This is a genomic window from Labrys okinawensis, assembly GCF_047345005.1.
In the GTDB taxonomy this organism is placed as follows: domain Bacteria; phylum Pseudomonadota; class Alphaproteobacteria; order Rhizobiales; family Labraceae; genus Labrys; species Labrys okinawensis.
In genome coordinates this window covers 5,720,429-5,745,775 of the sequence record NZ_CP178864.1, presented here as the reverse complement: position 1 = coordinate 5,745,775, position 25,347 = coordinate 5,720,429, and the positions used below count along the sequence as shown (strand labels likewise).

At 63.6% G+C, this 25,347-nt stretch carries 23 protein-coding genes; 6 read left to right on the top strand and 17 right to left on the bottom strand.

Annotated features, from left to right (window positions below; all coding sequences use genetic code 11):
* Positions 1–27 precede the first annotated feature (27 nt).
* The gene (locus tag ACMDCR_RS26860; protein WP_413989543.1) at positions 28–2,289 is read left to right on the top strand and encodes a heavy metal translocating P-type ATPase; all 2,262 of its coding nucleotides are present in this window, start codon (positions 28–30) and stop codon (positions 2,287–2,289) included.
* Positions 2,286–2,444 carry a cbb3-type cytochrome oxidase assembly protein CcoS gene (gene ccoS / locus ACMDCR_RS26855; protein ID WP_413989542.1) on the top strand — a complete coding sequence of 53 codons (159 nt, stop codon included), beginning with the start codon at positions 2,286–2,288 and terminating at the stop codon, positions 2,442–2,444. The genes ACMDCR_RS26860 and ccoS overlap by 4 nt, the downstream gene beginning before the upstream one ends.
* A gap of 74 nt (positions 2,445–2,518) precedes the next feature.
* On the opposite strand, the gene ACMDCR_RS26850 is transcribed toward ccoS, so the two are convergent.
* The 8 genes from ACMDCR_RS26850 to ACMDCR_RS26815 form a co-directional block, all read right to left on the bottom strand.
* A complete protein-coding gene (locus ACMDCR_RS26850; protein WP_413989541.1) occupies positions 2,519–3,562 on the bottom strand; it encodes a diguanylate cyclase in 1,044 nt (347 codons plus the stop codon).
* A gap of 13 nt (positions 3,563–3,575) precedes the next feature.
* Positions 3,576–4,595 carry a chemotaxis response regulator protein-glutamate methylesterase gene (locus ACMDCR_RS26845; RefSeq protein ID WP_413989540.1) on the bottom strand — a complete coding sequence of 340 codons (1,020 nt, stop codon included), beginning with the start codon at positions 4,593–4,595 and terminating at the stop codon, positions 3,576–3,578.
* A 22-nt stretch (positions 4,596–4,617) separates the two neighbouring features.
* The gene (locus ACMDCR_RS26840) at positions 4,618–6,873 is read right to left on the bottom strand and encodes a hybrid sensor histidine kinase/response regulator (RefSeq protein WP_413989539.1); all 2,256 of its coding nucleotides are present in this window, start codon (positions 6,871–6,873) and stop codon (positions 4,618–4,620) included.
* Positions 6,870–7,517 (bottom strand): chemotaxis protein CheW, encoded by a 648-nt coding sequence (locus ACMDCR_RS26835; RefSeq protein ID WP_413989538.1) that lies wholly within the window; start codon positions 7,515–7,517, stop codon positions 6,870–6,872. Before ACMDCR_RS26835 ends, ACMDCR_RS26840 begins: the two co-directional genes overlap by 4 nt.
* Positions 7,514–8,791, bottom strand: coding sequence for a CheR family methyltransferase (locus ACMDCR_RS26830; protein ID WP_413989537.1), 1,278 nt, complete (start codon positions 8,789–8,791; stop codon positions 7,514–7,516). The genes ACMDCR_RS26835 and ACMDCR_RS26830 overlap by 4 nt, the downstream gene beginning before the upstream one ends.
* On the bottom strand, positions 8,791–9,255 hold the full coding sequence (locus ACMDCR_RS26825) for a chemotaxis protein CheW (RefSeq protein ID WP_413989536.1): 465 nt from the start codon (positions 9,253–9,255) through the stop codon (positions 8,791–8,793). The genes ACMDCR_RS26830 and ACMDCR_RS26825 overlap by 1 nt, the downstream gene beginning before the upstream one ends.
* Positions 9,256–9,289: 34 nt before the next feature.
* On the bottom strand, positions 9,290–10,927 hold the full coding sequence (locus tag ACMDCR_RS26820) for a methyl-accepting chemotaxis protein (protein ID WP_413989535.1): 1,638 nt from the start codon (positions 10,925–10,927) through the stop codon (positions 9,290–9,292).
* A gap of 259 nt (positions 10,928–11,186) precedes the next feature.
* On the bottom strand, positions 11,187–12,161 hold the full coding sequence (locus tag ACMDCR_RS26815; protein ID WP_413989534.1) for an ABC transporter transmembrane domain-containing protein: 975 nt from the start codon (positions 12,159–12,161) through the stop codon (positions 11,187–11,189).
* Between the two features lie 482 nt (positions 12,162–12,643).
* On the opposite strand from ACMDCR_RS26815, the gene ACMDCR_RS26810 reads away from it, so the two are divergent.
* Positions 12,644–12,910, top strand: a complete 267-nt coding sequence (locus tag ACMDCR_RS26810) for a hypothetical protein (protein ID WP_413989533.1) — start codon at positions 12,644–12,646, stop codon at positions 12,908–12,910.
* A 49-nt stretch (positions 12,911–12,959) separates the two neighbouring features.
* Here the strand turns inward: ACMDCR_RS26810 and ACMDCR_RS26805 are convergent, their stop codons facing one another.
* The 8 genes from ACMDCR_RS26805 to ACMDCR_RS26770 all read right to left on the bottom strand — a co-directional run bounded on the left by ACMDCR_RS26805 (position 12,960) and on the right by ACMDCR_RS26770 (position 20,920).
* A complete protein-coding gene (locus tag ACMDCR_RS26805; RefSeq protein WP_413989532.1) occupies positions 12,960–13,907 on the bottom strand; it encodes an ABC transporter permease in 948 nt (315 codons plus the stop codon).
* Positions 13,908–13,909: 2 nt separating this feature from the next.
* Positions 13,910–14,836 carry an ABC transporter permease gene (locus ACMDCR_RS26800; RefSeq protein ID WP_413993742.1) on the bottom strand — a complete coding sequence of 309 codons (927 nt, stop codon included), beginning with the start codon at positions 14,834–14,836 and terminating at the stop codon, positions 13,910–13,912.
* Positions 14,837–14,903: 67 nt separating this feature from the next.
* Positions 14,904–16,373: a sugar ABC transporter ATP-binding protein gene (locus ACMDCR_RS26795; RefSeq protein ID WP_413989531.1), complete on the bottom strand. Its 1,470-nt coding sequence runs from the start codon at positions 16,371–16,373 to the stop codon at positions 14,904–14,906.
* Positions 16,374–16,523: 150 nt separating this feature from the next.
* Complete coding sequence (locus ACMDCR_RS26790) at positions 16,524–17,537, bottom strand: substrate-binding domain-containing protein (RefSeq protein ID WP_413989530.1); 1,014 nt, start codon at positions 17,535–17,537, stop codon at positions 16,524–16,526.
* A 126-nt stretch (positions 17,538–17,663) separates the two neighbouring features.
* Positions 17,664–18,542, bottom strand: coding sequence for an SMP-30/gluconolactonase/LRE family protein (locus tag ACMDCR_RS26785; protein WP_413989529.1), 879 nt, complete (start codon positions 18,540–18,542; stop codon positions 17,664–17,666).
* 5 nt (positions 18,543–18,547) lie between these two features.
* Positions 18,548–18,739 carry a tautomerase family protein gene (locus ACMDCR_RS26780; RefSeq protein WP_413989528.1) on the bottom strand — a complete coding sequence of 64 codons (192 nt, stop codon included), beginning with the start codon at positions 18,737–18,739 and terminating at the stop codon, positions 18,548–18,550.
* A 164-nt stretch (positions 18,740–18,903) separates the two neighbouring features.
* Positions 18,904–19,638 carry a response regulator gene (locus tag ACMDCR_RS26775; RefSeq protein ID WP_413989527.1) on the bottom strand — a complete coding sequence of 245 codons (735 nt, stop codon included), beginning with the start codon at positions 19,636–19,638 and terminating at the stop codon, positions 18,904–18,906.
* Positions 19,639–19,651: 13 nt separating this feature from the next.
* Positions 19,652–20,920, bottom strand: a complete 1,269-nt coding sequence (locus ACMDCR_RS26770; RefSeq protein ID WP_413989526.1) for a GAF domain-containing sensor histidine kinase — start codon at positions 20,918–20,920, stop codon at positions 19,652–19,654.
* 323 nt (positions 20,921–21,243) lie between these two features.
* On the opposite strand from ACMDCR_RS26770, the gene ACMDCR_RS26765 reads away from it, so the two are divergent.
* A complete protein-coding gene (locus ACMDCR_RS26765; protein WP_413993741.1) occupies positions 21,244–22,845 on the top strand; it encodes a phosphoenolpyruvate carboxykinase in 1,602 nt (533 codons plus the stop codon).
* A 54-nt stretch (positions 22,846–22,899) separates the two neighbouring features.
* Here ACMDCR_RS26765 and soxR read toward each other — a convergent pair whose 3' ends face one another.
* Positions 22,900–23,334 carry a redox-sensitive transcriptional activator SoxR gene (gene soxR, locus ACMDCR_RS26760; protein WP_413989525.1) on the bottom strand — a complete coding sequence of 145 codons (435 nt, stop codon included), beginning with the start codon at positions 23,332–23,334 and terminating at the stop codon, positions 22,900–22,902.
* A gap of 88 nt (positions 23,335–23,422) precedes the next feature.
* Between soxR and ACMDCR_RS26755 the strand changes: the two genes are divergently transcribed.
* Positions 23,423–24,139, top strand: a complete 717-nt coding sequence (locus ACMDCR_RS26755; protein WP_413989524.1) for an SDR family oxidoreductase — start codon at positions 23,423–23,425, stop codon at positions 24,137–24,139.
* Entirely contained in the window at positions 24,136–25,155 is a 1,020-nt protein-coding gene (locus ACMDCR_RS26750) for an S-adenosylmethionine:tRNA ribosyltransferase-isomerase (protein ID WP_413989523.1), read from the top strand. Before ACMDCR_RS26755 ends, ACMDCR_RS26750 begins: the two co-directional genes overlap by 4 nt.
* The last annotated feature ends 192 nt before the right edge of the window (positions 25,156–25,347 follow it).

Below are 25,347 nucleotides of genomic sequence, written 5' to 3'. Positions count from 1 at the left end.
ACCGGTCACATCGGCTTGGAAATCACGATGAGCTGCTGCCTTGATCAAGCCGAACTTGCTTTCGCGTCCTTGCGGAGCGGCCCCACGCAGGAGGAAATTCGCTTGGCGAGCCGGCGTCTCGACGGCGATCTCCTGCAGACGGACATCTCAATTCCCACCATGCATTGCGGTGCTTGCATCCGGACAATCGAAGAGGCGCTCGACCGGCTTCCCGGCGTGCAGCGCGCCAGGGCCAACCTTTCGGCGAAACGTGTATCCATTCAATGGAACAATCGCGAGGAAGCCCCTCCGCTCATCGAGACGTTGCGGAACCTTGGATATGAGGCGCACCTCTTCGATTCCGCGGGCGAGGGCGATCCGGTCCTGGCGCAGTTGATACGAGCCCTTGCTGTCGCCGGCTTCGCCGCATCCAACATCATGATCCTGTCGGTTTCGGTCTGGGCTGGCGCAGAGCCCGACACGCGCACGCTCTTCTATTGGATCTCGGCTCTCCTCGCCTTGCCGGCGCTGGCCTATTCAGGCCGGGTCTTCTACCTCTCCGCCTGGCAGGCGCTTCGCCATGGCAGCCTGAACATGGATGTGCCGATCTCCATCGGCGTCCTGGCTACCTTCGCAATGAGCCTCTATGAGACCGTGCAGCGAGGGCCCCATGCCTATTTCGATGCCGCGACATCCCTGCTTTTCGTCCTGCTGGTCGGCCGGACGCTCGATCACCTGATGCGCGAACGCGCGCGGGCAGCTGTGAAGGGATTGGCAAAACTATCCTCTCGAGGGGCGCTGATCCTGAACGAAGACGGCACGGAGCACTACTTGCCTGTCGCCGAAATTGAGCCTGGCATGACCCTCCTGCTCGCGGCAGGCGAGCGCGTGCCCGTCGACGCGCGGGTGATGGAGGGCGTGTCCGATATCGATTGTTCGCTGGTAACCGGCGAGTATCTGCCGCGTACGACCGAAAAAGACGCGATTCTGCAGGCTGGGACGCTCAATCTCAGCGCCCCCCTGACGCTCGCGGCGCTGTCTCGGGCCCGAGATTCCTTTCTCGGCGAGATGATCAGGATGATGGAGGCGGTGGAAACCGGACGTCCGTCCTACCGGCGTATCGCCGATCGGGCCGCGCGACTTTATGCGCCCCTCGTCCACGTTGCCGCCTTGCTTGCTTTGCTGGGCTGGCTGATAGGCACGGGCGATTGGCATCGTGCGATCCTGATCGCCGTCTCGGTGCTCATCATCACCTGTCCTTGCGCGCTCGGCCTTGCCGTCCCGATGGTCCAGGTCGCGGCCGCCAGACGACTCTTCGAGCAAGGCATCATGGCCAAGGATGGGGCGGCGTTGGAGCGCCTTGTCGAAATCGACAGTGTGGTCTTCGACAAGACGGGAACCCTTACTTGCGGGGAGGCCAGGTTGTGCGGCGGCAGATTCGACCAAGCCTCCCTGGCGCTGGCGGCCGCGATCGCGCGACATTCCCGGCACCCCTATTCGCGTGCACTGATCGAGGCGCTTCGCGACAGCTCCGCGCCTGGCTTCCGGTCCAGCGATGTGGTGGAACATCCCGGGCTGGGTCTGGAGGCCCGGCAAGGCAAGATGGTCTATCGACTCGGGCGTCCAGGCTGGGCCGGGAGCGATGTGCCTGCGCCCTATGGGGCAGACGCCCACGTCTTGCTCGCAGGGAACGGCACTGTGCTCGCCTCTTTCCGTTTCGAGGATGGTCTGCGGCCCGATGCATGCGAAAGCGTCGCCTCACTTGTCGCCCAGGGGATCGGCGCCGAGATCATCTCGGGCGATCGCAAAAAGGCAGTCGAGCAACTGGCGTCTGGCCTGGGCATCCCCTTCCGAGCGGAGATGTCGCCGGGCGACAAGGTCGCCCGGATCGCGGCCCTCACCTCCTGTGGCAGAAAGGTCCTCATGGTGGGCGATGGCCTCAACGATGCACCGTCCCTTGCCGCCGCCCACGCCTCGATGGCGCCTGCGTCGGGCGCGGATGTCGGCCGTAGCGCGGCCGATCTCGTCTTTCTCGGCGAAAGTCTCCTGGCTGTGCCACGGGCCCTTCATGTCGCTCGTCGGGCTCACAGGCTGATCATCCAGAACTTCGGCCTGGCGATCGCCTACAACTTGGTGGCAATACCGCTGGCTTTCACGGGCCTCGTTACCCCGCTGATCGCCGCGATTGCCATGTCTCTTTCGTCGCTCGTCGTGGTCGCCAATGCGCAACGCTTCGGTGGGAAGGAAGTGGGGCCACATTGCAGCACAGCGTTCCCGCGCACTTCCATCATTCTGGCTGGCGGGTCATGAGCGATTTCCTGTTTCTCGTTCCTATCGCGCTGCTTCTCGGAGCAATCGGGCTTGCTGCCTTTCTATGGTCTTTGTGGAACGGCCAGTACGATGATCTGGCCGGCTCCGCAGAGCGCATCCTGTTCGACGATGACGATAGACCGAGAGCGCCTTGACATTCGGGATTTCAGTGAGGTCGCGTGAGGCGTGGCTTCGCTGTCCGACCTATACTCGCGGCTCACCCAACAGCTTATTCTTTCTTTTCGTCCAGAGACTCGTAGGACACGACCCGATCTCTGCCTTTCATTTTGGCCCGAAACAGCGCCTGGTCCGCATTATGCAACAATTCCCCGGCGGAGTTTTCCTCACCGGGCAGTGCGTTGGCCACGCCGATGCTGATGGTCACGCATCCCTCGCCATGGGGAATCCGAAGGTCGCGGACTGCCTGTACCATCTTCTCCGCAATCTGATTGGCTCCCGTCTCCGATCCATTGACCAGGACTGCGACGAATTCCTCGCCGCCGAACCGGGCAGCCAGGTCCGTCGCCCGGCTCAGGCTGTCCTGGATCACCCGGGCAACGCGCTTCAGTGCCTCGTCTCCGGCGAGATGGCCGTAGGAATCATTGTATCGCTTGAAGTTGTCGACATCGATCATCAAGACCGAGAGCGGCGTTTGCTTGCGCCGCCCGCGCATCCATTCCAGGCTGAGATACTCGTCGAAATAGCGCCGGTTGCCGAGGGAGGTCAGCCCGTCGATCCGCGTCAGGCGCTCAAGCTCGAGATTGGCCTTGATCAACTGGCGCTGACTTTCGCGCAGGGCGCGATAGGCCTGGTTGCGCTGCACATGGTCGAGATAGGCGCGGGTGTGATAGCGGATACGGGCGATCAGTTCGATACGGTCCGGCAGCTTGACGAGATAGTCGTTGGCTCCGGCGTTGAAGGCCTCACCCTTGATGGCCGGTTCATCCTTCGCGGAAAGCACGATGACGGGCACGGCCTGTGTCGCCGGATTCTGGCGATACGCGCGGACGAGGTCGAGCCCATCCATGCCGGGCATCACGAGATCCTGCAGGATCACCGTGGGCTTGGTCTCATTTGCGATCCTGATGGCGTCGAGCGGATTGGTGCAATAGTGGAAGTCGAGCTCGGCCTGGCCGGCCAGAGCGCGGCGCACCGCCTCGCAAATGATCATCTGATCGTCGATGAGCAGGACCATCGACAGGTATTTGTCGGCAGGAGGGGGCACGAGTTCCAGATCGAGATCGGGATCTTCCGACATGGGCACGTCCGACATGGGCTAGGGTCCTTCAACCATGGTGGCCACAGGCCTGGATGAGGCGGGGCGCTATGAGATCGAGTGGTAAAATCTCGACAGCCGCTTCGATCGCCGCCGCGGCCTTGGGCATCCCGTAGACGGCGCTCGTCGCGGCATCCTGGGCAATCGTCAGATGCCCTTTCTCGCGCAGGAGCTTCAGCCCTCTGGCACCGTCGCGTCCCATTCCGGTCAGCAAGGCGGCGATGATCTCGCCGCGCCATCGCCGGGCTGCGCTCTCGAAGAACACATCCACCGAGGGCCGGTAGAGGTTGTTCAGGGGCTCAGGCGTGTATTTCAGCTCGCCCGTCGATTTGAACGCGAGGTGATCGTTCGTCGCCGCGATGAAAACCGTGCCCGTCTCCAGGCGGTCGCCATCCTTTGCGGGGCGAATGGGCAGGGCCGTGTGCTGGCTGAGCCATGTCACCAGGCCGGGAACGAACTGCGCATCGACATGCTGGATCACCACGATGGCGGCCGGCAGGTCCCTGGGCAGCTTGCTGAGCACGCCGGCGACGGCGGCAGGTCCGCCGGCCGAAGCCCCGATCGCAATAAGGCGCCGCGCGAGGGAGAAGGAGGAGGGAGACTTCTTCCCGTTTCCCCTGGCCAGCGGACTATCCTTGATGAGCCTTTCGATGTTGGCGATCTTGGTCAGGAAGAGCTGCGCCTGGACAGACGTTCCCCCGTCTGCGCCGATCGTCGGCACCTCGACGGCGTCGAGCGCGCCGTAGCCCATCGCGTCGTAAACCTCGGGAATGTTCGCGTCGATGCTCGCGGTCACCACGAGGATCGCGCAGGGGGTTGCGGCCATGATCCGCCGCGTGGCCTCGACACCGCCCATCTCCGGCATGGTCAGATCCATCAGGATCAGATCGGGCAGGTCAAGCGCGCAGGCCTCCACGGCCTCCCGCCCATTTGTGGCGATCCATGCGACCTGATGCTCGGCCGTGATCGACAGAGTGCGCCGGAGCAGCTCGACTGCCATGGGCAGATCATTGACGATGGCAATTCTCATGATCGAACACCCATTCGCAGCGTCATTCGTTGGCCTCCCCGATGAGATCGGCCACCGCACGGATCAGCGTCTCGTCGTGGAAGCTTCCCTTCGCCAGGTAGTAATCCGCACCGGCATCGAGACCGCGGCGGCGATCCTCCTCCCGGTCCTTGTAGGAGACGATCATCACGGGCACCCCGCTGAGCCGCCCGTCGCTCTTGATCAACTTCACAAGCTCGATGCCGTCCATGCGTGGCATGTCGACATCGGTGACCACGAGGTCGAACGGGTCCGAGCGCACGGCGTTCCACCCATCCATGCCGTCGACGGCGACCTCGACGTGATAGCCGCGCTGATCGAGCAATTTGCGCTCGAGCTCGCGCACCGTGAGGGAATCATCGACGACGAGGACGCGCTTGCGTTGCTTGCGCGCGGCACCGTCCGAAGCCCGGCTGAGCGTGCGAAGCTGCCTGGAGGACGCGAGCTTCTCGATGGAACGAAGAAGATCTTCGACATCGATGATGAGCACGGGCGAACCATCGTCCATCAGCGCCGCGGCGCTGATATCCCTGACCTTGGCGAGACGGGGATCCAGGGGCCGTATGACGAGTTCCCGCTCGCCCACGAAACGATCGACGATCACGCCGTAGATCTCGTCGCGATCGCCGATGAGGATGACGGAAAGCTCGCTTCCCTCCGGCTGCCATTCGGTACGTTCCAGCACCTCGTGCGCGGTGATCAGGCCGATCTGCCGATCCTCGAAGCGGAAATGCGGCCGGCCCTCGACAAGCTCGACCCTTTCACGCGGCACATTCAGCGCGCGCACGATGCCGACGAGCGGAAAGGCGTAGGGCTCCCTGTCGATCTCGACGAGCAGAGTGCGCGCCACCGACCGCGTCAGTGGTAACTCGAGCTGGAAACTGCTTCCGATGCCCAGCTTCGAAGTGAGGGTGACGAAACCGCCGACCTGCTTGGCCATGGCCCTGACCGCGTCGAGCCCGACGCCGCGCCCGGAAATATCGCTCACCTCGGCCTTGAGGGAGAAGCCCGGGAGGAACAGAAATTCCAAAAGCTCCTCTTCGCTGAGGCTTACAACCGACTCCCGGCTTGCGAGCTGCCGCGAAACGATCCGGTCCCGCAGGGCAGAAAGATCGATGCCCTTGCCGTCGTCGGAAGCGATGACCTGCAGGCGACCCGCACTGTGTCGGGCCTCGAGCCGAATGCAGGCTTCTTCGGGCTTGCCGGCGGCCAGGCGTTCGACGGGTGTCTCGATCCCGTGATCCACGGCATTGCGCAACAGATGCCCGAGCGGCGCGTCGAGCTGTTCCAGGATATCGCTGTCGATGGTGGTCGAGCCGCCGACGATCTCCAGCCGAACCATCTTGCCCAGAGCCATGCCGAGATCGCGGACCATGCGCGAATATTGTTTGACGCCGTCCTCGAAGGGCCGCATGCGGCTGGCCAGCGTCTCGTCGTAGAGCCTGTTGGCAAGGTCGGTTACACGCCTGTCGATCGAGTCCAGCTCGTTGAGACGCTTTGCCAGGAATTCCTGCATGGCCACGAGCTTCTGCTGCGCATTCGCAAGTGCCGGCAGGGTTTGTTCGCTGTCCGCATTCTCCGCCAGGCCGAGGTTCAGGGAGTCGAACGCCCTGCCGAGATCCACTTGCAGGCGCTTGAGCCGAACGAGACTGTCGGCGAATGGCCGCAGACGCCTCGCCTCGATCAACGCCTCACCGGCGAGCCCGAGCAGCCGGTTGAGGCTGCCTGCTGTGAGCCTGACGATGCGATCCGGCCCCGCACCGCCGGAAGCCGGAATGCTGGGTTCGACAGGCTCCGGCCTTGCCGAAGCGAGGGCGCGCGAGGGCTGTGCTGCCGGAACAGGCGGGGCTTCCTCCGGCCGAGCGGGCGCGGACGCCTGCTCCAAGGCATCGACAAAATCCGTGATCTCCGGCGCGTCTTCGTCGGTGTCCAGTTCCGATTGCGATGCGAGCGAAGCGAGAAGGTCGACCCCTTTCAAGAGGATATCGATATGGCCCCGTCCCAGTCGGATCTGCCCGCGTTGGGCCGCAACGAAGCACTCCTCCATCGCATGCGTCACCGCGACTGCGGGCATGAAATTGATGATGCGCGCGGCGCCCTTGAGAGAATGCGCAGAGCGCATGCACGCTTCGAGGTGATCGGCCGCGCTTGGATTGCGCTCGAGCGCAAGCAGGCCGGTCGTCAGGGCATGGGATTGCGTCTCGAGTTCGGCTCGAAACAGGTCCAGCATCGAGAATTGGCTGAAATCCTCCCCGCTCATGCAAGGCTCCGATCCAGCATGTCCAGCACCGACGTCGCGTCGAGGCAGCCGACAGTCCGGTCCTCCCATGCCAGCATGGCGGTCGTGAATGCCGATGCCGACTTGCTGACCGTTGCCGGAATGGCCAGGAGGCTGCTTTCATGGCGGCGCTGGAGGCCGTGCACCTCGTCGGCGACAAATACGATGCGGCGGTGTTCGCTCCCGATCACGACCATGCGCCGAAGATTGTCCACGCGGGTCGAGCGCGCCTGGGATGTGGATTGCGCGATATGGAGAAGCTGGGCGAGCGAGACGCAAACGAGCAATTCGCCGCGAACATTGACGAGGCCGAGCACGAGGGCATCGCGGCGATGGGGAAGGGAGTGCACCGGCCGAGGTTCGACGACATCGTGAAAGATGGCTGCCGGCAATGCCAGCCATTCCTCACCGATGCGGAAAATCATGAACGTGCGCGATTTCTCCGAAACGTCGTCTTCTCTCCCGGCACCTCGGTCGTTGCGCGCAAAATGCTGCGCCCATCCTTCGCGATATCCCTCGGGCAGGGGGCGGTCGAGCAGGCTTCGCGCCGCTGGAGTGGCGACCGGGGCGTTCGTCGGAGTTGCAGAACCGGGCGTCGGCTGTTCGGCCTTGGCTGAGGCTGTCATGACCCGCTCCTCTTTTGCTCAAGTTTGGCGAGGCGGCTGTTCAGGGCCTTGGCGGCTGGGATATCGCCCCGGCTTTGGAGAAGCAGCGCGAGGTGTGCGAGAGTTTCGGCGTGATCGGGCGCCAGGTACAGCGCCTTTCGGTAATGTTGGATGGCCTCGCTCGCATCCCCGCTCGCGTCGCAGATCAGCCCCATCAGGTAGAAGATGTCCGGCGACGGTCCAAAGTCGGCAAAATGAGCGGCGGCCGCCTGCCTTGCTTCCGCCATCCTGCCGGTATTGGCGGCCCGCTCGATCGCGGCAAGGCTAGCTGGCGCCCTGTCCGCGGGCGGTGCGGCGCTTTCGGGATGGGGGGTTCGCGGGATGCCGAAGGGTTTCACCGCAGCCTTGTTTGCGGCGGCCGTCGGCTTCGGCTTGGGCGAGCCCGCGGATGCTGCAAGCCGCGACCCCTGCGCTGACCGCCTCAGAGGCAGAGGCGCGGCGACTGTCGGCGGCCGGTCGGCTTTGCGAAATGCAAAAGCTCTCGGCGCCCGAACCGAAGCATATCCGCAGGTCGTCGGAATGCCGGATTCTCCCGGGCCGACCAGCAGCAGGCCGTTAGGTGCGAGCCAGCCTCCCAACCGGCGAAGTGCCCGTTCCTGCGTCTGACGATCGAAATAGATCAGGAGGTTCCGGCACAAGATGACGTCATAGCAATTCTCGCCGAGGACTGGCGTCCATTCGAACAGGTTCGCGCGCGTAAAGGCGACCTGTCGGCGCACCCTGTCGTTCGGTTGGAGCCCCACGTCGACATTGTCGAAATAACCGGCCCACAAGCCAAGGTCGCCGCCGCGAAACGAATTTCGGCCGTAGATGGCCCGTTCGGCCTTTTCGAGATTCTGTGTGCTGACATCGACGGCGTCAATTCTGAAATCCTCCGCTCCAAACCCTGCTTCGAACAAGGAGATGGCCATGGAGAAGGGTTCTTCCCCGGTCGAGCAGGGGAGGCTCAGGATGCGCTTGGGCCGGCCGACGTCGGTGGTGCTTCGAAGGTGGTGCACGGCTGCCCCGAAGGCCTTGCGGTCGCGGAAGAACCAGGTTTCGGGAACGACGACGGCGTTGATCAGTTCCTGGCGTTCATGATCCGATGTGACCAGATGCTGCCGATAGATCTGGATATCGGTGATCTTGCAGGCATTCATGCGTTGCCTGATGGCGTGATCGATCACGGAGGAGCCGATTGTGCCGCTATGGAGACCGATCGCCTCCTTGAGGAACAGTTCGACGGCGTCCGACATCACGCCACCGCTTCGATCTGCTGAAACAGCGCATCGCGAATCTCCGCCGGCAGGAGAGCATCCACCTGCACCAGCTGTATGAGGCCCTGCTCGTCTGCCAGGACGGGCCCCAGATAGGCTGGTGTCCCGGCATCGATACCGGAGGGGCCGAAATCATCGAGGTCACGGGCGAGAATTTCGGTTGCGCGCTCGGCAAGCAGCCCGAGGAGACGCGGCTCGCCCTGCGCGGACGGATAGCGGACCAGGATGGTGCGCGTGCTCATCACCTCCTCGCATGGGCGGCCAAGCGCCAGGAGGCTGAGGTCGATCAACGGTACCGGTCGGCCGTGATAGTTGATCGCACCGGCGACACCATGCGGCGTGCCTGGAATGGCCTTGACAGCAATACAAGGCAGCACTTCCTCGATCTGTTCGACATCGAGAACATAACGGTCCTTGTTGAGATGGAACATCAGGAAGAGCATCGTTCAGTCCTGGCCTGTCGATAGCGACACCCGGTCATGCCCTCAGCTTGAACCGCGAAATACTTGTGCGCAGCCCGCTTGAGACCTGGTTCAATTCGTCGATCGCGATGGTCGATTGCTGGAGGGACTCGACGGTCTGTTGGGCTGCCTCGCTCAATTGCACCAGGGCTTCGCTGATCTGGACGGCGCCCGCAGCCTGGGCTTGCATGCCCTCATTGGCCACCTCGAACCGAGGAACCAGCCCCTGGACCTGATCGATGATTTCGGACAGCCGGCCTCCGACCTCCTGAACCTCGGACATGCCGCGGCGGACTTCTTCCGAAAACTTGTCCATGCCCATGACGCCGGCGGCAACGGCAGACTGGATATCCTTTACCATCTGCTCGATGTCGTAGGTGGAGCCCGCGGTCTGGTCGGCGAGACGGCGAATTTCGGTGGCGACGACCGCAAAGCCACGTCCGTACTGCCCGGCCTTTTCAGCCTCGATCGCCGCGTTGAGCGACAGGAGGTTGGTCTGGTCGGCCACCTTCGTGATCGTGGTGACCATCTGGTTGATGTTGCCGGCCTTCTCACTGAGAACGGCAAGCTTGGCGTTGATGGCGGCTGCAGCATCCACCACATGCCTCATGGTCGCTTCCATGCGCGACAGGCCTGCCTGCCCGCCTCCTGCCAGCGTCGCCGTCTGTTCGGCTACGGCCGACAACTCCTGCATGGAGCGCGCGAGTTCGTTCGAAGTCGCTGAAATCTCCTTGGCCGTCGCGCCGATTTCCGTCGTCGTCGCGGCGATCTCGTGGGCGGTTGCCTGCTGCTCCTTCGATGTCGCGGCGACTTCGGTGATCGACGTGTTGACCTGGATGCTGGATTTCTGCACCTGACCGATGAGATTGGTGAGGTCGTCGGCCATGGAATTGAAGCCGGCGCCCAGAGTGCTGAATTCGTCCTGCCGGCCCAGATCGAGGCGCTCGCTGAAATCGCCTTGACGCAGAGTATCGACGGTTCCGAGCAATCGGCCAAGCGGCGTCATCACTGCGCGGAAGAGAAGATACCCGCACAACAGGGACAGGATGAGCGCGGCAAGAAAGCCGATAACCAGGCCATAGAGGGCCACATAGACCGCATCCGCGATACGCCGGCTTGAATTGTCGGATTCGCCCCTATTGTAATTGAACATCGCTCCGAGGGCTGTTCCGATATCGGTATAAGGTCCTTTCAGCCGGTCTCGAATATCCGCTCGCACATCCGCTACGACGCCTGACGCATCGGCGGCGAGCCCACGCTGCAGAACTGCATCTTCTGCAGGAAGCAACTGATTGGCGATATTCGCTACGGTATCGTAGTTCTTTTGGTCCTGATCAGTGTCTATCGTGGTCTTGTACTTCGATATCAGCTGACGCAAATTGTCCTGGTTCGCCTTGATCTGGTTGGCGATCCGCGCCCGGTCCGACGCGTTATCCTGCAGCGCGAATTCCTCGACGAGGCCGAAGGCCTGTGCCCAGGAGGATTGTAGTTGCGCACTGTAATACAGAGCCGGAACCGTGCTGGACTCCAAGGTGTTGGCTTCGTTTTCAATCTGCTGAAGCCAATAATAGATGGCAATCGCCATGATGGAGAGAATTACCAGAATTATTGCAAAGCTTAAGAGAATGCGGTTCTTTATCGTTATATTATTCATTGGCCTGCAGTCTCTCTCTGGCGTTGAAGGCTGGTATTTGCTTCATGCCGTACGTAATCGCCATACGAATGGCGTTTCGAAAGTCCGTGTCGAATCAAAACGATAACATCGTTGACCGTCAATACTTTCATTTTCGTTGAGGAGTTCAATAGCAGTGGTTGCCTGCTCCGCCAAGCTGGGAGTGGATGAGGGGAGAATTCCGTTCGTCTTCGTTCCCGGAAACCTGGTTGGGTTTCCGCCATGCCCGGCGAGCCGCTGCTCACCGTTCCGGCGTTGAAGATGGGCGAGATGTGTCAGGCACCTCTTCTTCCGCGCCGACGGTGCGCATCGCGGTCGCAACCAGATGATAGCGCGCCTGGATGACGCGATAGTCGCGGTACCAATTCACGAGGTCTCCCCACGGGTCGTTGATCTTGGCAAGCCCGGAGACGAAAGCGACAACGGTGCCTATTTCCGTTTGTCCATTGACGACGAGATAGCCGCCAATACCCAGGATGACCGCCGTTCCCAGGGCGCTCAGCCAATTCATCGCGAAGTTGAGCGCGAATTTGAGCTTGTAGATGCTCATGTTCAGACGAAAGACCTGGTCGACACGCCTGGACTGGGAATGGTTGGTGCTCTCGTCGCGCTCGGCGGTATCGACGAGCATCACGCTGATCTTGCGCAACACCCAGATGCGCGCCCCGACCCGCCGGTTTATGGCGCCCTGCATCCACGGCACCAGGAAACATTGCGGCAGGAAAACGAGAATGCCGACGAGAGCCATGAGTGGCTGGAGGTAGATGAGATAGCCGAAAACCGAGATAAGCACGCCAGACTGGAGAATGGGGTCGGAGAAGCTCGACCCGACGAAGCCTCCGATCGGATCGACCTCCGCGACGACCATGGCGATCTCGACCCCGCCTGCCTTGCCCGAGGGCAGCACAGAGTCGGGCTGCTGGGCGACGCGTGAGATCTCGTTGCGAAGCCACCGCACCGCGGATTCCCCGGCCCAGTTCCGATAGAGATTGAGACCGATCTTGAGGAGGCCCTGCACCAGGGCCAGAACGGCAAACAAGATCGCCAGCATCAGCACGATCTTGAAGTCGCCGCCCTTGACCGCGGAATTGACAAGGCGTCGTTGCACTTCGAGCGGCACGGTGTCCGCGATGAACAACAGGACCGCCAGCAGCCCGATCCAGATCTGATGTTTGCCGGAGACCCGAATGACAAAACCGAACAAGCTCGGGGGCATTCGGGAATCCGGCGTCGTACGCGGGATCTCGTGCGGACTCACTTCTGCTCCATTCCGCCCGGAGATCAAAGTCATGAATTGTCCAAGCAACGCGTTGCGACCTGATGGTTGACGCGAGTTCAACGCCGGCAAGGCGGTGGTGTTCCGCAAGCGGTCGAGGTTTCCACCGAAGATTGCGGGCGATCACGGCTCTTATGGGACAATGCGACGGCCCTGCCTCGCGGCCGTGCGCACGCCATTCACCACTGCTGGGTGGAGGTGCGTCGTCACCGATTAAACAGAGCGGGCTTTGAGTGTTAAGGGCTTGGGGTGCCGGATGGCCCTGCTTTTGACAGCGAGCCCTGGTCAGCGTCGCCACGCCGGGAGTCGGGCGGAACTTCGACACCTCGTCAAAGTTATCACGTCGAAAGAGACGCCGGCCAGTAACGGACATTCGACGTCAGTCGAAGACGCGAGTGAGCTGTCAACGAAAGATCCATCCCATGAAGAGAGAAGATTTTCTTCGTATCGCCGGTCTCTTCGAGGAACTGGACGAGCTTGAAATAGCTCTCAAGGAAATACGCCAGACACCCGAATTTCGCTTGGTCTACACGACCCGGTCCAATCGGCCGATGGAGCGCATCGTGAGGCCTCAGGTTACGGCTCTGCTGGTATCCGGCCTGGAAAATATCCTCACAACGGAGATTGTCCGCATCAGATCGGCCCTCAAGGACTATGGCGTGGAGTTTGCCGAGGAAGCCGCTGCCTGAAGCAAAATGCGTTCAGGTAGGACCGGATTTCTCGTTCCCGCGAATGGAGCTACCTCTGCGCCTTCTGTCCGCCCGCCGCCGTGATGACGCCGACGATGATCGCACCCGTGAGGACCAGGCGCACGCCCGCGCTCACCCCGAACGTGTTGAGCATAGTGAGGAGCAGCACCAGGAAGAGGGCGGCTCCCCAGATGCCGGGGATGTTGGCCTTCCCGCCGGCCACCGAGGTGCCGCCGATCACCACCACGGCGAGCGAGGACAGGAGATATTCATTGCCGAGATCGACATTGGCGCCCCGGAAATAGCCGGCGAGCAGGGCGCCATCGATGCCCCCGAGAGCGCCCGAGAGCGTGTAGGTGAGGAAGCGGATGCGCCCGACCTTCACGCCGGCCAGCCAGGCCGCGCGCATGTTCTGCCCGATCGCGAGTACGGAGCGGCCATAGATCATGCGCTGGAGCATAATGGCGGCTGTTATGGTGAACAGGATCACGACGATGGCGAGGACGGGAATGCCGAGGACCTGCAGGTTGGTGAAGTCGGCAAATCCGGGTGGCGGCTTGATCTGCAGGCCGCGGCCATAGCTGATGTCGACGGACTGGATGATGAAGCTTGCGGACAGGGTGGCGATGATCGGCGGAATGCGCAGGGCCCAGATCAACAGGTAGTTGCACATGCCGATCGCCATGCCGCAGGCGAGGGCCGCGAGCAGGCCCATGGCGACCATGGAGTCGCTGCCGTCCATCACCTTCATGGCGACGGCGCTGGCAAGGCCGATATTGGCCGGCAGCGACAGGTCCACATTGCCGGGGCCCAGCGTGATGACGAACATCTGGCCGACACCGACGATCACCGTGAATTCGGCCAGCGCGAGGGCGGCGGTAACCATGCCGCCGGCGCCGTAGCCGCCAGTGAAGGCAATCGTTGCCAGGAACACGGCGAGAGCGCCGACGAAGGACCACAGCCAGGGCTTTTCCGAAAGGAGCTTCAGGGAACCCATGATCATCCCTCCCTTCGGCTGATCAGCGCCCGGGCGGCGAGCACGATAATGAGGATGGCGCCGTTGGCGGCAACCTGCCAGTCCGGCGGAATGCGCATGAAGGTGAGCAGCGGCGAGGCGGCGAGCGCCAGCGTCAGCGCGCCGATCACCGCGCCGATCGGCGAGACGCGGCCGCCGACGAACTCGCCCCCACCGAGGATGACGCCGGCGACCGCCAGCAGCGTATAGCCATTGCCGATATTGGCATCCGCCGAGGTGGTGATGCCGATGAGCGCCATGCCGGAGAGCACGCCGAATAAGCCGGTCAGCGCGAACAGGCACATCTTGATCTTGAGGAGGGACCAGCCCGCCCGTCCGATCGCAGCCGGATTGCCCCCCGAGCCACGCAGGATCACACCATAGGAGGTGCGCATCAGCCCGAAATGCACGATCACCGCGATCAGCACGGCCGCGAGGATCGGGAAGGGCACGAAGGGCGGCTTGAAGCCGACAAGGGCAAGAAGCCAGTCGGGCGCCTTGCCGCCGGGCTTGGGCAGGACGAGGATGGCGAGCCCCTGCCACACGAAGCTCATGCCGAGCGTTACCACGATCGATGGCAGGTTGCGCAGATGGATCAGCGCGCCGAGGGCGGCGTAGACGAGAATGCCGCCGATCAGCACGGCGACGCCGAGCAGGGGCTCCTCCCGCAGCCAAGTCGCGGTGACACAGGCGACGAAGCCGACGAAGGTCCCGATGGAAAGATCGAGCTCGTTGCTGGCGATGACGAACATCTGCGCGATGGTGGCGAGTGCGATGGGGATCGCCAGGTTCAGCATCAGATTGAAGCCGAAATAGCTGATGGCGCGTGGATTGAGCCAGGCGATGGCGATGAGCACGAGAGCGAGCGACAGCGCCGGCAGCAGCGTGCGCAGCAGTCTCGCCCGCGCCATGCGCCTTGCGGCAGCGCTCCCAGGATTTGTGTTTACCGGATTGGCTTGAACGGCAGGCATCGTCATGTCAGCCCGCCTCGCTGAAGGAGGAGTGGATGATCCGCTCTTCCGTCAATTCGGAACGCGCGAGATTGGCGACGATGCGGCCATTGTGGAAGACATAGACATGGTCGCAATTGTCGAGCTCGTCGGTTTCCGTGGTGTACCATAGGAAGGTGCGGCCGTGGCGCGCCTCCTCCCGCACGAGGTCGTAGACCTCGAGCTTGGTGCTGATATCGACGCCGCGCATCGGGTCGTCCATCAGAACGATTTTCGCGTCCGAGCCGAGGGCGCGGGCGAACAGCGCCTTCTGCTGGTTCCCACCGGACAGCGAGAGGATGTTGTTGCTCATGTCGGGCGTGCGGATCTTGATCTTCTTCTGCCAGTCCCGAGCGAGGTCGGCCTCGCGACGAGGCGAGATCAGGAGACCGCTACGCAGCCGGTTCAGAGAGCGGATGCCGATATTGGCGGCGATCGACCATTGCGGGAAGATGCCGTCCGACTGGCGGTCGCCGGCCACCAGGGCGACCGGCGCGGTCACGCTTATGCCGGGCCGGCGCCGCTCGGCGGCACGGTAGATGGCCAGGAGCAGATCGGTCTGGCCATGGCCGGCGAGCCCGGCAAGCCCGATGATCTCGCCCTCACGGGCGACCAGTTCCTCGCCATCGGTCTGGCGCTCCGGGCGGGCCCGGACCCGCTCGGGGCTCGTTGCCCGCCCGATGGCAGCCGCAGTGATGGCCTTCTGGCGCGGCTCGACGGAGCCCATTGCCGCCACCAGCCGAGCGCGATTGAAGGATTTGGCCGCATCGGCGACCACCACCTTGCCGTCGCGCATCACCACGATGCGGTCGGTATTCTCCAGTACCTCGCCGAGGATGTGGGAGATCAGGATGCAGCTCTTGCCGCCGGCGACGAAGCGCCGGACGAAAGCGAGCAACTGGCTGGCGGTCTGGGCATCGAGCGAAGAGGTCGGTTCGTCGAGGATGACGAGGTCGAGCGGTGCGTCTGTGACGGTGAAGGCGCGCGCGATCTCCACCATCTGCCGCCGGCCGATGGAGAGATCGCTGACGACGTCGGAAGCCGAAATATCGTGACCGGGAAAGATCTCGTCGAGCTTGGCCGAGATCAGGGTCGCCGCCCGGTGCCGCCAGCGCAGGCCCTGCAGTGCGGCGTGGCTGACGCGGGTGTTCTCCGCCACCGAAAGGTTGGGACAGAGCGAGAGTTCCTGGAACACGCAGCGTATGCCGCGCTGCTGGGCCCGCAGGATCGAGTAATTGTCCTCGACCGTATCACCGACGGTGATGCGCCCGCCGCTCAGCGACAGCGTGCCGGCGATCATGTGCATCAGCGTCGACTTGCCGGCGCCGTTATGGCCGACGAGCCCGATGCATTCGCCCTCGGCGACGGCGAAGTTGACCCCGTCGAGGGCGCGAACGGCGCCGAAATGCTTCTCGGCGCCGTCAAGTCTGATGATGGTTCTGCTTACCTCGGCCGGCACGCTCGCTCCTTGCTCACCATAGCGCTTTGCGATTTGACGGCATCGGCAAGAATCGCAAAGACGCGTCGACACAAAGAGTTAGAGTAAAAGGGCGTTTACGCTTAAACGCGTTTTGCTCTAGTGGTCGATGCTGCGCCGAGGACCGCAGCCTCACTTGATGTTCGCCTTGATGGCGGCCAGGGCCTCGTCCTGGGTGTATTCGTGGCTGGCGACGCCGCCCTTCTCAATGGTGGGCAGAGCCGCCTCGAAATTCTCCTGGGTGAAGGCGAGATAGGGCACGAGCAGATCGTGCGGGATATCCTTGCGCCCGTCCAGCACCTGCTGGGCTACCCAGAAGGCAAGGCTCGACACGCCCGGCGCGATGGAGGCGGACCAGGTGGTGTAGCCATCCTTATCCTTCTGCTCCTTCCACCATTGCAATTCATCCTGGCGGTTGCCCATGATGATGGTCGGGCGCGGCTTGCCGGCGGCGGCAATGGCCTGTGCCGCGCCATAACCATCACCGCCCTGGTCGACTACGCCGATGATGTCCGGCAGCGAGGGCAGCACGGTTGCCACCGCCTTCTGGGCCGTGGTCTGGTCCCAGTCGCCGGTTACCGAGCTGACGATCTTGAACTGCGGATTGGCGGCGACACCCTCGAGGATGCCGGCATGGATGGCATCGTCGATGGAAGTGCCGGCGAGGCCGCGGATCTCCAGCAGGTTGCCACCCTTGGGCTGGAACTTGGCCATCTGGGCGACTTCTGCATTACCCATGGCCTTGAAGTCGACGACCACGCGATAGGCGCAGGGCTCGGTGACGATGCCGTCGAAGGACACCACCACGATGCCGGCGTCGCAGGCCTGCTTGATGGCGCCGTTGAGCGCATCCGGGGAGGCGGCATTGATGACGATGGCGTCATAGCCCTGCAGGATCAGGTTCTGGATCTGCGCGGCCTGGGTCGGCACTTCCTTGTCGGCCGTGGTGAAGACATCGGCCGCGGCGACGACCTTGTCGGCAACCGCCTTCTGGGTGACGGCGCCATAGCTCTTGAGCATGGCCTGGCGCCAGGAATTGCCGGCATAGTTGTTGGAGAAGGCGATCTTCTTGCCGCTGGTGTCGGCAAGAGCGGTGGTGGAGACGAGAACGCTGGCGAGCGCGCTCAGGACAAGTAGCTTCTTCATTTCGACGTCCTCCCGTTTTTGATCGTCATGCCGGCTTGGCTGCCGGCAGCTTCAGTTGTGGCGCTGGAGCGCCGTGCGCCGCCGGTTGGACCGGAGGTTATTTGGAGCTGGGCCGACCCTGTCGGCTCAGAACAATCTCAGTCCCGGCACGCGCACCCGCAAGCGGTGCAAGGTGCTGGATGCGGTAATGAACAGGCTGCGAAAGTCATCGTCCCCGAAGGTGAAGTTGGCGCAGGGTTCCGGTGTCGCGATCACCCCCACTATATCACCGGACGGGTCGAAGACATGAATGCCGCCTGGCCCGCAGCAATAGAGATTGCCGCAGCTGTCGATCTTCATGCCGTCGGGGGCTCCCGGCCCGTTGCCTTTTGTCTCCGCCCAGACGGCCCCGCCGCCAAGATGACCATTGGCCTCGACGTTGAACACCCTGATGTGCCGACGTTCGGTATCGTTGACGAAGAGCCGTGAGCCATCGAGCGAGAAGCACAGGCCGTTGGGTTGGGCGAAATCGTCCGCCAGCAGGATGAGGCCGGCGGCGTCGAGCCGGTAGACGCCCTGAAAGGCGAGTTCCTGCGCCCGCCTGACGCCGAAATAGTCGCGCCGGCCATAATTGGGATCGGTGAAATAGATCGAGCCGTCGGCGGCCACCACGATATCGTTCGGGCTGTTGAGCGCCTTCTCGCCATAGTGGGTGACGAGAACCTCGCTGCTGCCGTCCTGCCTCGTCCGCGTGACGCGGCTGGTGGCGTGCTCGCAGGACAGCAGCCGTCCCTGGCGGTCAAGCGTGTTGCCGTTCGCCATATTGCTGGGATCGCGGAAGGTCTCGATGACGCCGGCCGGGCTCCTGCGATACATCCGGCTGTTGGGGATGTCGCTGAACACCAGCCATTTCTCGTAAGGATGCCAGACCGGCCCTTCGAGGAAGCCGAAGCCGGTCGCCAATGTCTCCAGGCTCGCGCCGCCGACGATGTCGGAAAAGCCTGTCGGGCGGGTTTGCACGATCATGGCCGTCAGTTTTCGGCCTTGGCCACGGTCTTGCCGCCGACATACCAGTCAGGCGCGGCCACATCCTCGAACACCACCCAGATCGCCTCCTTCGGCAATCCGGTCTCCTCGCTGATCGCATCCGTCACACGGCGCGCGATCTCGTCCTTGCGCTTCTGAGGATGGCCCTTGAGAATCTGAATGTTGACGAATGGCATTGGCGTTTCCCCGAACTTCTTGATTGTTGAAGTCGAGGCTAGGCGCGACGGGGCGGTGTCGATACGAGGCAAGAGACAAGATCGACTGTGCGTTTGCACAGTCGGCGTTGCGTATTCGTGCAGTCGCCCGGAATGACGATGCGCCCCTTATAAAAGAAAGTGCCCTACAGCTCGCCGAGATCCTCCGCCTGGTGCAGCCAATCGTCGAAGCGCTTCTGTTCGCGCTTGAGGGCATCGACATTGATCAGGCCGCGGGCCAAGGCCAGGTAGATTGCCCTCGTCCGCGAATTGAAGACCGAGCTCCCGTCGCCTGGAACGGTGGCGAGGCCGAGCTTGTCGTAGAGGTGCTGGATGCGGCTCTGGGCGCCACGTGTCGACAGGCCCCGGCGATGCGCGATGGCCTTGTCGGTGAGGCCCAGCGCGATGTCGATGAGGCTCTCATATTCGGTATCCGTGATGCCCTCCAGCCGGTCGTATACCCGGTGCTGGATGCCGCGCACCTCGCGGTCGATGATGCAATGCCCCTCGCGGAAGACGCCGCGCAGCGCCGAGCGCATGCCTTCCTCCGAGGCCGATTTCAGTACATAGCCATAGACGGAGCCGGGCGGCACGATGCGTGCGACACCGCGGACATAGGCCTCGTCCGCGAAATTGGACCAGAACAGGATATGGGTGTCGGCGCGGCGGTTCCAGATCGTGCGGGCCACCTCGATGCCCGTCGCCTTGGGCAATTGCAGGTCGAGCACCACGCAGGGTGGTTCGCGCTTCAGCGCGAGATCGATGGCGCCGTCGCCATCGGCTGCCTCGATCACCTCGACGTCGCCGGGCCAGAGCTGTTCCACGATGCCGCGGGCGAAACTGCGATGCAATCCATCATCCTCGGCGATCATCACCAGCATCGCATCGTCTCCATCATAGTCCGGCTTCGGCCGACTGGGCCGGCACCGGTGCCGCTTCATCGTTGCCGGCATTGCGGGCGATGGCAATCTCAACCCGCGTGCCTCCCTTCCGGCCGGCGCGCCCGATCTCCAGGCGCGCGCCGATGAGGGCGGCACGGGTGCGCATATGGCCGACGCCGCCGGAAGCGACGGCGCCCGGGGGATCGCATCCCCGGCCGTCGTCGATCACCGCAACCAGGAGCTCTGAGGACGTCGAGCCGATATGGACCTCGATGCGTCCGGCGCCGGCATGGCGGACGGCGTTGTTGATCGCTTCCTGGGCGATCCGGTAGAGGGCGGTGCGCGTGGTCTCCGGCAGGTCGTCGGCGCTGCCATCGCTGTTATCCGCGATGCCGACCGCTATCGGCGGTTTGGCGCGGCTGACGCTGCGGTTCAGGTGGGCCTCGACGGCGTCGCGAAAGCCGAAGAGCTCGAGCACGCTTGGACGCATGTCGTCGACGATGTGGCGCAGCTCCGTGAGGCAGCTGACGACCTCCGCTTCCAGGTCCGCCAGTTGCGCAGTCCGCGCCACGCCCTGGCTGCGAAGCGCCGAGATCTGGCGGGCGACGCGGGCAAGATCGGCAAGCGTCTGGTCGTGCAGGTCCATCGCCATGCGGCGGCGCTCACGCTCCATGCCTTCCGTCAGCCTGGAGGCGCCGACACGCAGGAGCTCCTCACGGTTGCGCGCCTCGGCCTCCGCCAGCATGGCCCGCTGCGCTTCGTTCGCCTGCAGCAGGGCGAAGATATAGGGCGCGATGAAGTCGGCGCATTGCTGGGCGACGTCGACATCCTCGTGGCAATAGCAGTCCCGATCGTGCCTGGAGATATTGAGGGCGCCGACGATCTCGCCCCGTGCCCTGAGCGGCACCACGATGCGGCTGCGCAATTCGGCGGAGAAGATCGGCCCGTCGAGGGCGCCGTCGAAATGGAAGCGCGGATCGGCGACGGCATCGCCGGCCAGAAGATAGGGCACATCACCCCACAGCACCGCGCGTACGGGGCTGCGGCTGGTGGGCAGCGGCTGCTCGGCGAGGCTGCTCCAGCTCGTGTGATAGCCCGCCTCATAGCAGGCATGGCTTGCGCCTTCCTGCATGAGCACGGCGACGTCCATGTGGTCGTGCGGGATCAGCTGGCCGATCTCCACCGCAGTGGCGCGGAAGGCCTCGCCCGGGTTGGTGTGGCCGGCAAGGGCGCGCGAGATTGCCAGAAGCCGGTCGACCAGAATCGGAGAAACGCTTGTCATGGCTGACCTGTCATCTGCCTGCCGCCAGCTCGACGCGACGCCTCTGAGCCGGCTCCCCAATCCGCCATCAAAGCCGCTCCACAGCCTGCCCGCAAGGGGGAGGTGATAGCGGGAAGAGGGTGGCGGCACCGCCCGCAGGGCGATTGGACGCTAAAGCGTCTTGCGATCTGACGGACTCGGCAAGGATTGCAAAGACGCGCCGAAACAAGGAGTTAGAGCAAAGCATCGTTTACGCCTGAACGCGCTTTGCTCCAGGGTTGGAATATGCATGATGGTCATCATGACGGGAAGGATGTCCCGACAGCTAATGCACGGAGAAGATGATGACGTTCAAGGTTATCGAAGGCGGAAATCCCGGTACGTCGGAGCCGATTCAGTTCAACAATCTGGCCGCCGTCTTCGCTAATCTCGACGAAGCGGCGCTGGTCGAGAAAATCATCCGGCGAAACGAAGGTTTGCTCTCCCCCAATGGCGCTGTTGTGGTTGATACGGGAAGCCATACCGGCCGTTCGCCGAAGGACAAGTTCGTGGTCCGCGAGGCCTCGACGGAGGACAAGGTCTGGTGGGACAACAACAATGCCATCAGCCGGCAAGCCTTTGACAAGCTGCTCGACGACATGCTCTGGCACGCGACCGGCAAGGAGCTCTATGTCCAGGATCTTCGCGGGGGCGCCGACCCGGCCCATGGCATCAATGTTCGCGTCTACACCGAATATGCCTGGCATAGCCTGTTCATCCGCAATCTTCTGATCCGTCCGCCTGCCGCCGACCTCGTCGGCTTCTGGCCTGATCTCACCATCATCAACTTGCCGAGCTTCAAGGCCGATCCCGCCAAATACGGTATCCGTTCGGAGACCGTGATCGCCTGCGACCTCACCAATGGCATCATCCTGATCGGTGGCACGGCCTATGCCGGCGAGATGAAGAAATCCGTTTTCACCTATCTCAACTACACCCTGCCCGAGGCGGGCGTGATGCCGATGCATTGCTCCGCCAATATCGGCGCCGATGGCGATGTCGCCGTCTTCTTCGGCCTGTCGGGCACCGGGAAGACCACGCTCTCGGCCTCGCCCGACCGCGCCTTGATCGGAGATGACGAGCATGGCTGGGGCCAGGACGGCGTCTTCAATTTCGAGGGAGGCTGCTATGCCAAGACCATCAAGCTCGATCCGGCCGCCGAGCCGCAGATCTACGCGGCCACGCAGCGCTTCGGCACCATTCTTGAAAACGTCGCCATGAATCCGGTTACGCGCCGGATCGACTTCGATGGCGCGGCCAGGACCGAGAATACCCGCGCCGCCTACCCGCTGCACTTTATCGAGAACGCTTCGCCGATGGGGCGCGGCGGCCAGCCCAAGACCATCGTGATGCTGACGGCCGACGCCTTCGGCGTGATGCCGCCGATCGCGAAGCTCTCGCCCGACCAGGCAATCTATCACTTCATGTCGGGCTTCACGGCCAAGGTTGCCGGAACGGAGCGGGGCGTCACCGAGCCCCAGCCAACCTTCTCGACCTGTTTCGGCGCCCCGTTCATCCCCCGCCATCCGGCCGAATATGCGAGGCTCCTGCGTGAACTCATCCTTGAGAACGAGGTGACCTGCTGGCTGGTCAACACCGGCTGGACCGGTGGCGCCTTCGGCACGGGGCGGCGCATGCCGATCCAGTGGACGCGCACCTCGCTCGCCGCCGCGCTCGACGGAACGCTGGCGGGCGGTAGCTTCCGCACGGACCGCCATTTCGGCTTCAAGGTACCCACGGCGGTCACCGGCGTGCCGACGCATGTGCTCGACCCGTTCAAGACCTGGGCCGACAAGGCTGCCTATGAGGCACAGGCCAAGAGGCTGGTCGGTCTCTTCGCCGAGAACTTCCGCAAGTTCGAGGCCCATGTCGACAAGGACGTCCAGGCGGTGATGCTGACGAGCTGAGGAGGGGCGCCGGGCGTTTCCGGGTCACGCCGGCCTTTCTCCCCGCCTCATTGCCTACCCCATCCAGTTGCGCGGGCCCGGGCCCCGCCGGCCGGCCTCGTCGGCGGGGTTGGCCAGATGGCAGCGGTCGATCGACAGGCAGCCGCAGCCGATGCACTCGCTGAGACCAGCGCGCAAGCGCTGCAGCTCGGCAATGCGCTGGTCGATGCGCTTCGTCCATTCGCCCGAGAGTTTCTGCCAATCCTCGCGTGATGGCACACGATGTTCGGGCAGCTTGGCGAGTTCCGCACCGATTTCCTCGAGCGACAGCCCGATCTTCTGAGCAAAGACGATGAAGGCGATGCGCCTGAGCGTCGAGCGGGGATAGCGCCGGTGTCCCGAGCCTGCCCGTTCGGAGGTGATGAGGCCGCGCTCCTCATAGAAGCGCAGGGCAGAAGAGGCGACGCCGCTGCGGCGCGCGATTTCGCTGATGGGGAGCACGGTATCCATCGGCGAATAAGAGCACGATCGGCTCTTGACTTCAAGTTCACTTGAACTTCTATGCCAATGCCTTCGTTGAACGAAGGAGCATCGAATCATGCCCATTCAGATCCCTCTGCAAGGACTGCGCGTGGCCGTCACCGGTGGCACGTCCGGCCTTGGGCTGGCGCTGGTGCGAGGCCTCGCAGCTCAGGCCGCGCGCGTCGCCTTCATCGCCCGAACGCCGCTCGCCGTGGAGCGCACGGCCAACGAGACAGGCGCACATGGCATCGTCGGGGATATCGCCCGCAGGGAGGATATCCATCCCATCAGCCTGCAGATCCTCGGCCTGCTTGGGGGGCTCGACGTCCTCGTCAACAATGCTTCGAGCCTCGGCCCCGTGCCGCTCGCCTTGCTGGCAGACACCCAATGCGAAGAGCTCGAACGGGCGCTGGCGACCAACCTCCTTGGGCCCTTCCGGCTGACCAAGGCTCTCTTCGGCGCTCTCGCGGCCTCGGCGCGCGAGGGGCGCGGCGCGGTGGTGGTCAACATCTCCAGCGACGCCGCCGTCACGGCCTATGCAGGCTGGGGCGCCTATGGCGCCAGCAAGGCGGCGCTGCGCCATCTCACGGGGATCTGGGCCGAGGAGGCAAGGGGAGAGGGCGTGGCCTTACTCTCGCTCGACCCCAGCGACATGGATACGCCCTTGCATGCGGTCGCAGTGCCCGAGGCCGATCCCACGACGCTGAAGCGCCCGGAGGATGCGGCCGCCGGGATCATCGCAGCCATTCGCGCTGCCCTGGCTGCCAACATCTCGGTGGAGCTGCAGCCATGATCGTTGCCGACAGTCCGGATCCCGGCGGCGCCAGGCTGCTTGCCGCCGATGCCGGAGGCCGTATCCGCCATTTGCCGCGCCAGGCGCTCGGCCTCCTGTTCCGGCCCGATGATCTCGTCATCGCCAATGACGCCGCGACGCTGCCCGCCAGCCTACGGGGCCTGCATGCGGCGAGCGGCGCGCCCGTCGAGATCCGGCTCGCTGCCTGGCTGGCGCCAGATGATCCACTGCGCTTCGCTGCTGTGGCCTTCGGCGCGGGCGATCACCACACCCGCACGGAGGACCGGCCCTTGCCGCCGCCGTTGGCTATTGGAGATCATCTCTTGCTGGGGCCTCTCACGGCCATCATCGAGAGCCTGCTCGACCATCCGCGGCTGGTGGCACTGCGCTTCGAAGGGGAACGCACGGCATTTCTTGCCGGGCTCGCCCGGCACGGGAGGCCGATCCAATATGCCCATGTGCCTGAGACGCTCGCCCTGTGGGATGTCTGGACGGCCGTCGCCGCCGAGCCCTTCGCCTTCGAGGCACCGTCGGCCGGCTTCGCTCTCGACTGGCGCGTGATCGCCGCCTGGCGAGTGCGTGGGGTCGGCTTTGCCACGCTCACCCATGCGGCGGGGATCTCCTCGACCGGCGATGCCGCGCTCGACCAGCGCTTTCCGCTGGACGAACTCTATCGCATTCCCGCGGTAACCGCGGCCGCGGTGGCCCGCACACAGGACACGAGTGGCCGCATCATCGCCGTCGGCACCAGCGTGGTGCGGGCACTGGAGGCGGCAGCGGTCGGCGTCGGCCATGTTCGTGCAGGACCGGGCGTGGCGCGCGGTCGCATCGGGCCGGACACGCCGCTTCGCATCGTCGATGCGATCGTCACCGGCGTGCATCAGCCCGGGGAGAGCCATTTCGAGCTGCTGCGGGCCTTTGCCGATGATGTCCTGCTCGGCCGTCTTTCCCTGATGGCTGAGGCCTGGAACTATCGCACGCATGAATTCGGCGATTCCATGCTGATCGAACGCTAAAGCAAAGCGCGTTTAGGCGTAAACGCTGCTTTGCTTTAGCTCATAGTTGCGACGCGTCTTTGCGATTCTCGCCGATTCCGTCAAATACCAAAAACGCCTTAGCCCTCTGTCGGTCACAGATCGGTCACGCGGCAGGCGCTAGTTGCAGCGGAGCTATGAGGGGAATAAGCCTGTCGGCGATCCCCTGTCGGA

Bases quoted from the DNA above. Each gene is read 5' to 3' on its own strand.
- ACMDCR_RS26860 (WP_413989543.1), top strand. From the start codon at position 28: ATGAGCTGCTGCCTTGATCAAGCCGAACTTGCTTTCGCGTCCTTGCGG.
- ccoS (WP_413989542.1), top strand. From the start codon at position 2,286: ATGAGCGATTTCCTGTTTCTCGTTCCTATCGCGCTGCTTCTCGGAGCA.
- ACMDCR_RS26850 (WP_413989541.1), bottom strand. From the start codon at position 3,562: ATGTCGGACGTGCCCATGTCGGAAGATCCCGATCTCGATCTGGAACTC.
- ACMDCR_RS26845 (WP_413989540.1), bottom strand. From the start codon at position 4,595: ATGAGAATTGCCATCGTCAATGATCTGCCCATGGCAGTCGAGCTGCTC.
- ACMDCR_RS26840 (WP_413989539.1), bottom strand. From the start codon at position 6,873: ATGAGCGGGGAGGATTTCAGCCAATTCTCGATGCTGGACCTGTTTCGA.
- ACMDCR_RS26835 (WP_413989538.1), bottom strand. From the start codon at position 7,517: ATGACAGCCTCAGCCAAGGCCGAACAGCCGACGCCCGGTTCTGCAACT.
- ACMDCR_RS26830 (WP_413989537.1), bottom strand. From the start codon at position 8,791: ATGTCGGACGCCGTCGAACTGTTCCTCAAGGAGGCGATCGGTCTCCAT.
- ACMDCR_RS26825 (WP_413989536.1), bottom strand. From the start codon at position 9,255: ATGCTCTTCCTGATGTTCCATCTCAACAAGGACCGTTATGTTCTCGAT.
- ACMDCR_RS26820 (WP_413989535.1), bottom strand. From the start codon at position 10,927: ATGAATAATATAACGATAAAGAACCGCATTCTCTTAAGCTTTGCAATA.
- ACMDCR_RS26815 (WP_413989534.1), bottom strand. From the start codon at position 12,161: ATGCCCCCGAGCTTGTTCGGTTTTGTCATTCGGGTCTCCGGCAAACAT.
- ACMDCR_RS26810 (WP_413989533.1), top strand. From the start codon at position 12,644: ATGAAGAGAGAAGATTTTCTTCGTATCGCCGGTCTCTTCGAGGAACTG.
- ACMDCR_RS26805 (WP_413989532.1), bottom strand. From the start codon at position 13,907: ATGGGTTCCCTGAAGCTCCTTTCGGAAAAGCCCTGGCTGTGGTCCTTC.
- ACMDCR_RS26800 (WP_413993742.1), bottom strand. From the start codon at position 14,836: ATGGCGCGGGCGAGACTGCTGCGCACGCTGCTGCCGGCGCTGTCGCTC.
- ACMDCR_RS26790 (WP_413989530.1), bottom strand. From the start codon at position 17,537: ATGAAGAAGCTACTTGTCCTGAGCGCGCTCGCCAGCGTTCTCGTCTCC.
- ACMDCR_RS26785 (WP_413989529.1), bottom strand. From the start codon at position 18,542: ATGATCGTGCAAACCCGCCCGACAGGCTTTTCCGACATCGTCGGCGGC.
- ACMDCR_RS26780 (WP_413989528.1), bottom strand. From the start codon at position 18,739: ATGCCATTCGTCAACATTCAGATTCTCAAGGGCCATCCTCAGAAGCGC.
- ACMDCR_RS26775 (WP_413989527.1), bottom strand. From the start codon at position 19,638: ATGCTGGTGATGATCGCCGAGGATGATGGATTGCATCGCAGTTTCGCC.
- ACMDCR_RS26770 (WP_413989526.1), bottom strand. From the start codon at position 20,920: ATGACAAGCGTTTCTCCGATTCTGGTCGACCGGCTTCTGGCAATCTCG.
- ACMDCR_RS26765 (WP_413993741.1), top strand. From the start codon at position 21,244: ATGACGTTCAAGGTTATCGAAGGCGGAAATCCCGGTACGTCGGAGCCG.
- soxR (WP_413989525.1), bottom strand. From the start codon at position 23,334: ATGGATACCGTGCTCCCCATCAGCGAAATCGCGCGCCGCAGCGGCGTC.
- ACMDCR_RS26755 (WP_413989524.1), top strand. From the start codon at position 23,423: ATGCCCATTCAGATCCCTCTGCAAGGACTGCGCGTGGCCGTCACCGGT.
- ACMDCR_RS26750 (WP_413989523.1), top strand. From the start codon at position 24,136: ATGATCGTTGCCGACAGTCCGGATCCCGGCGGCGCCAGGCTGCTTGCC.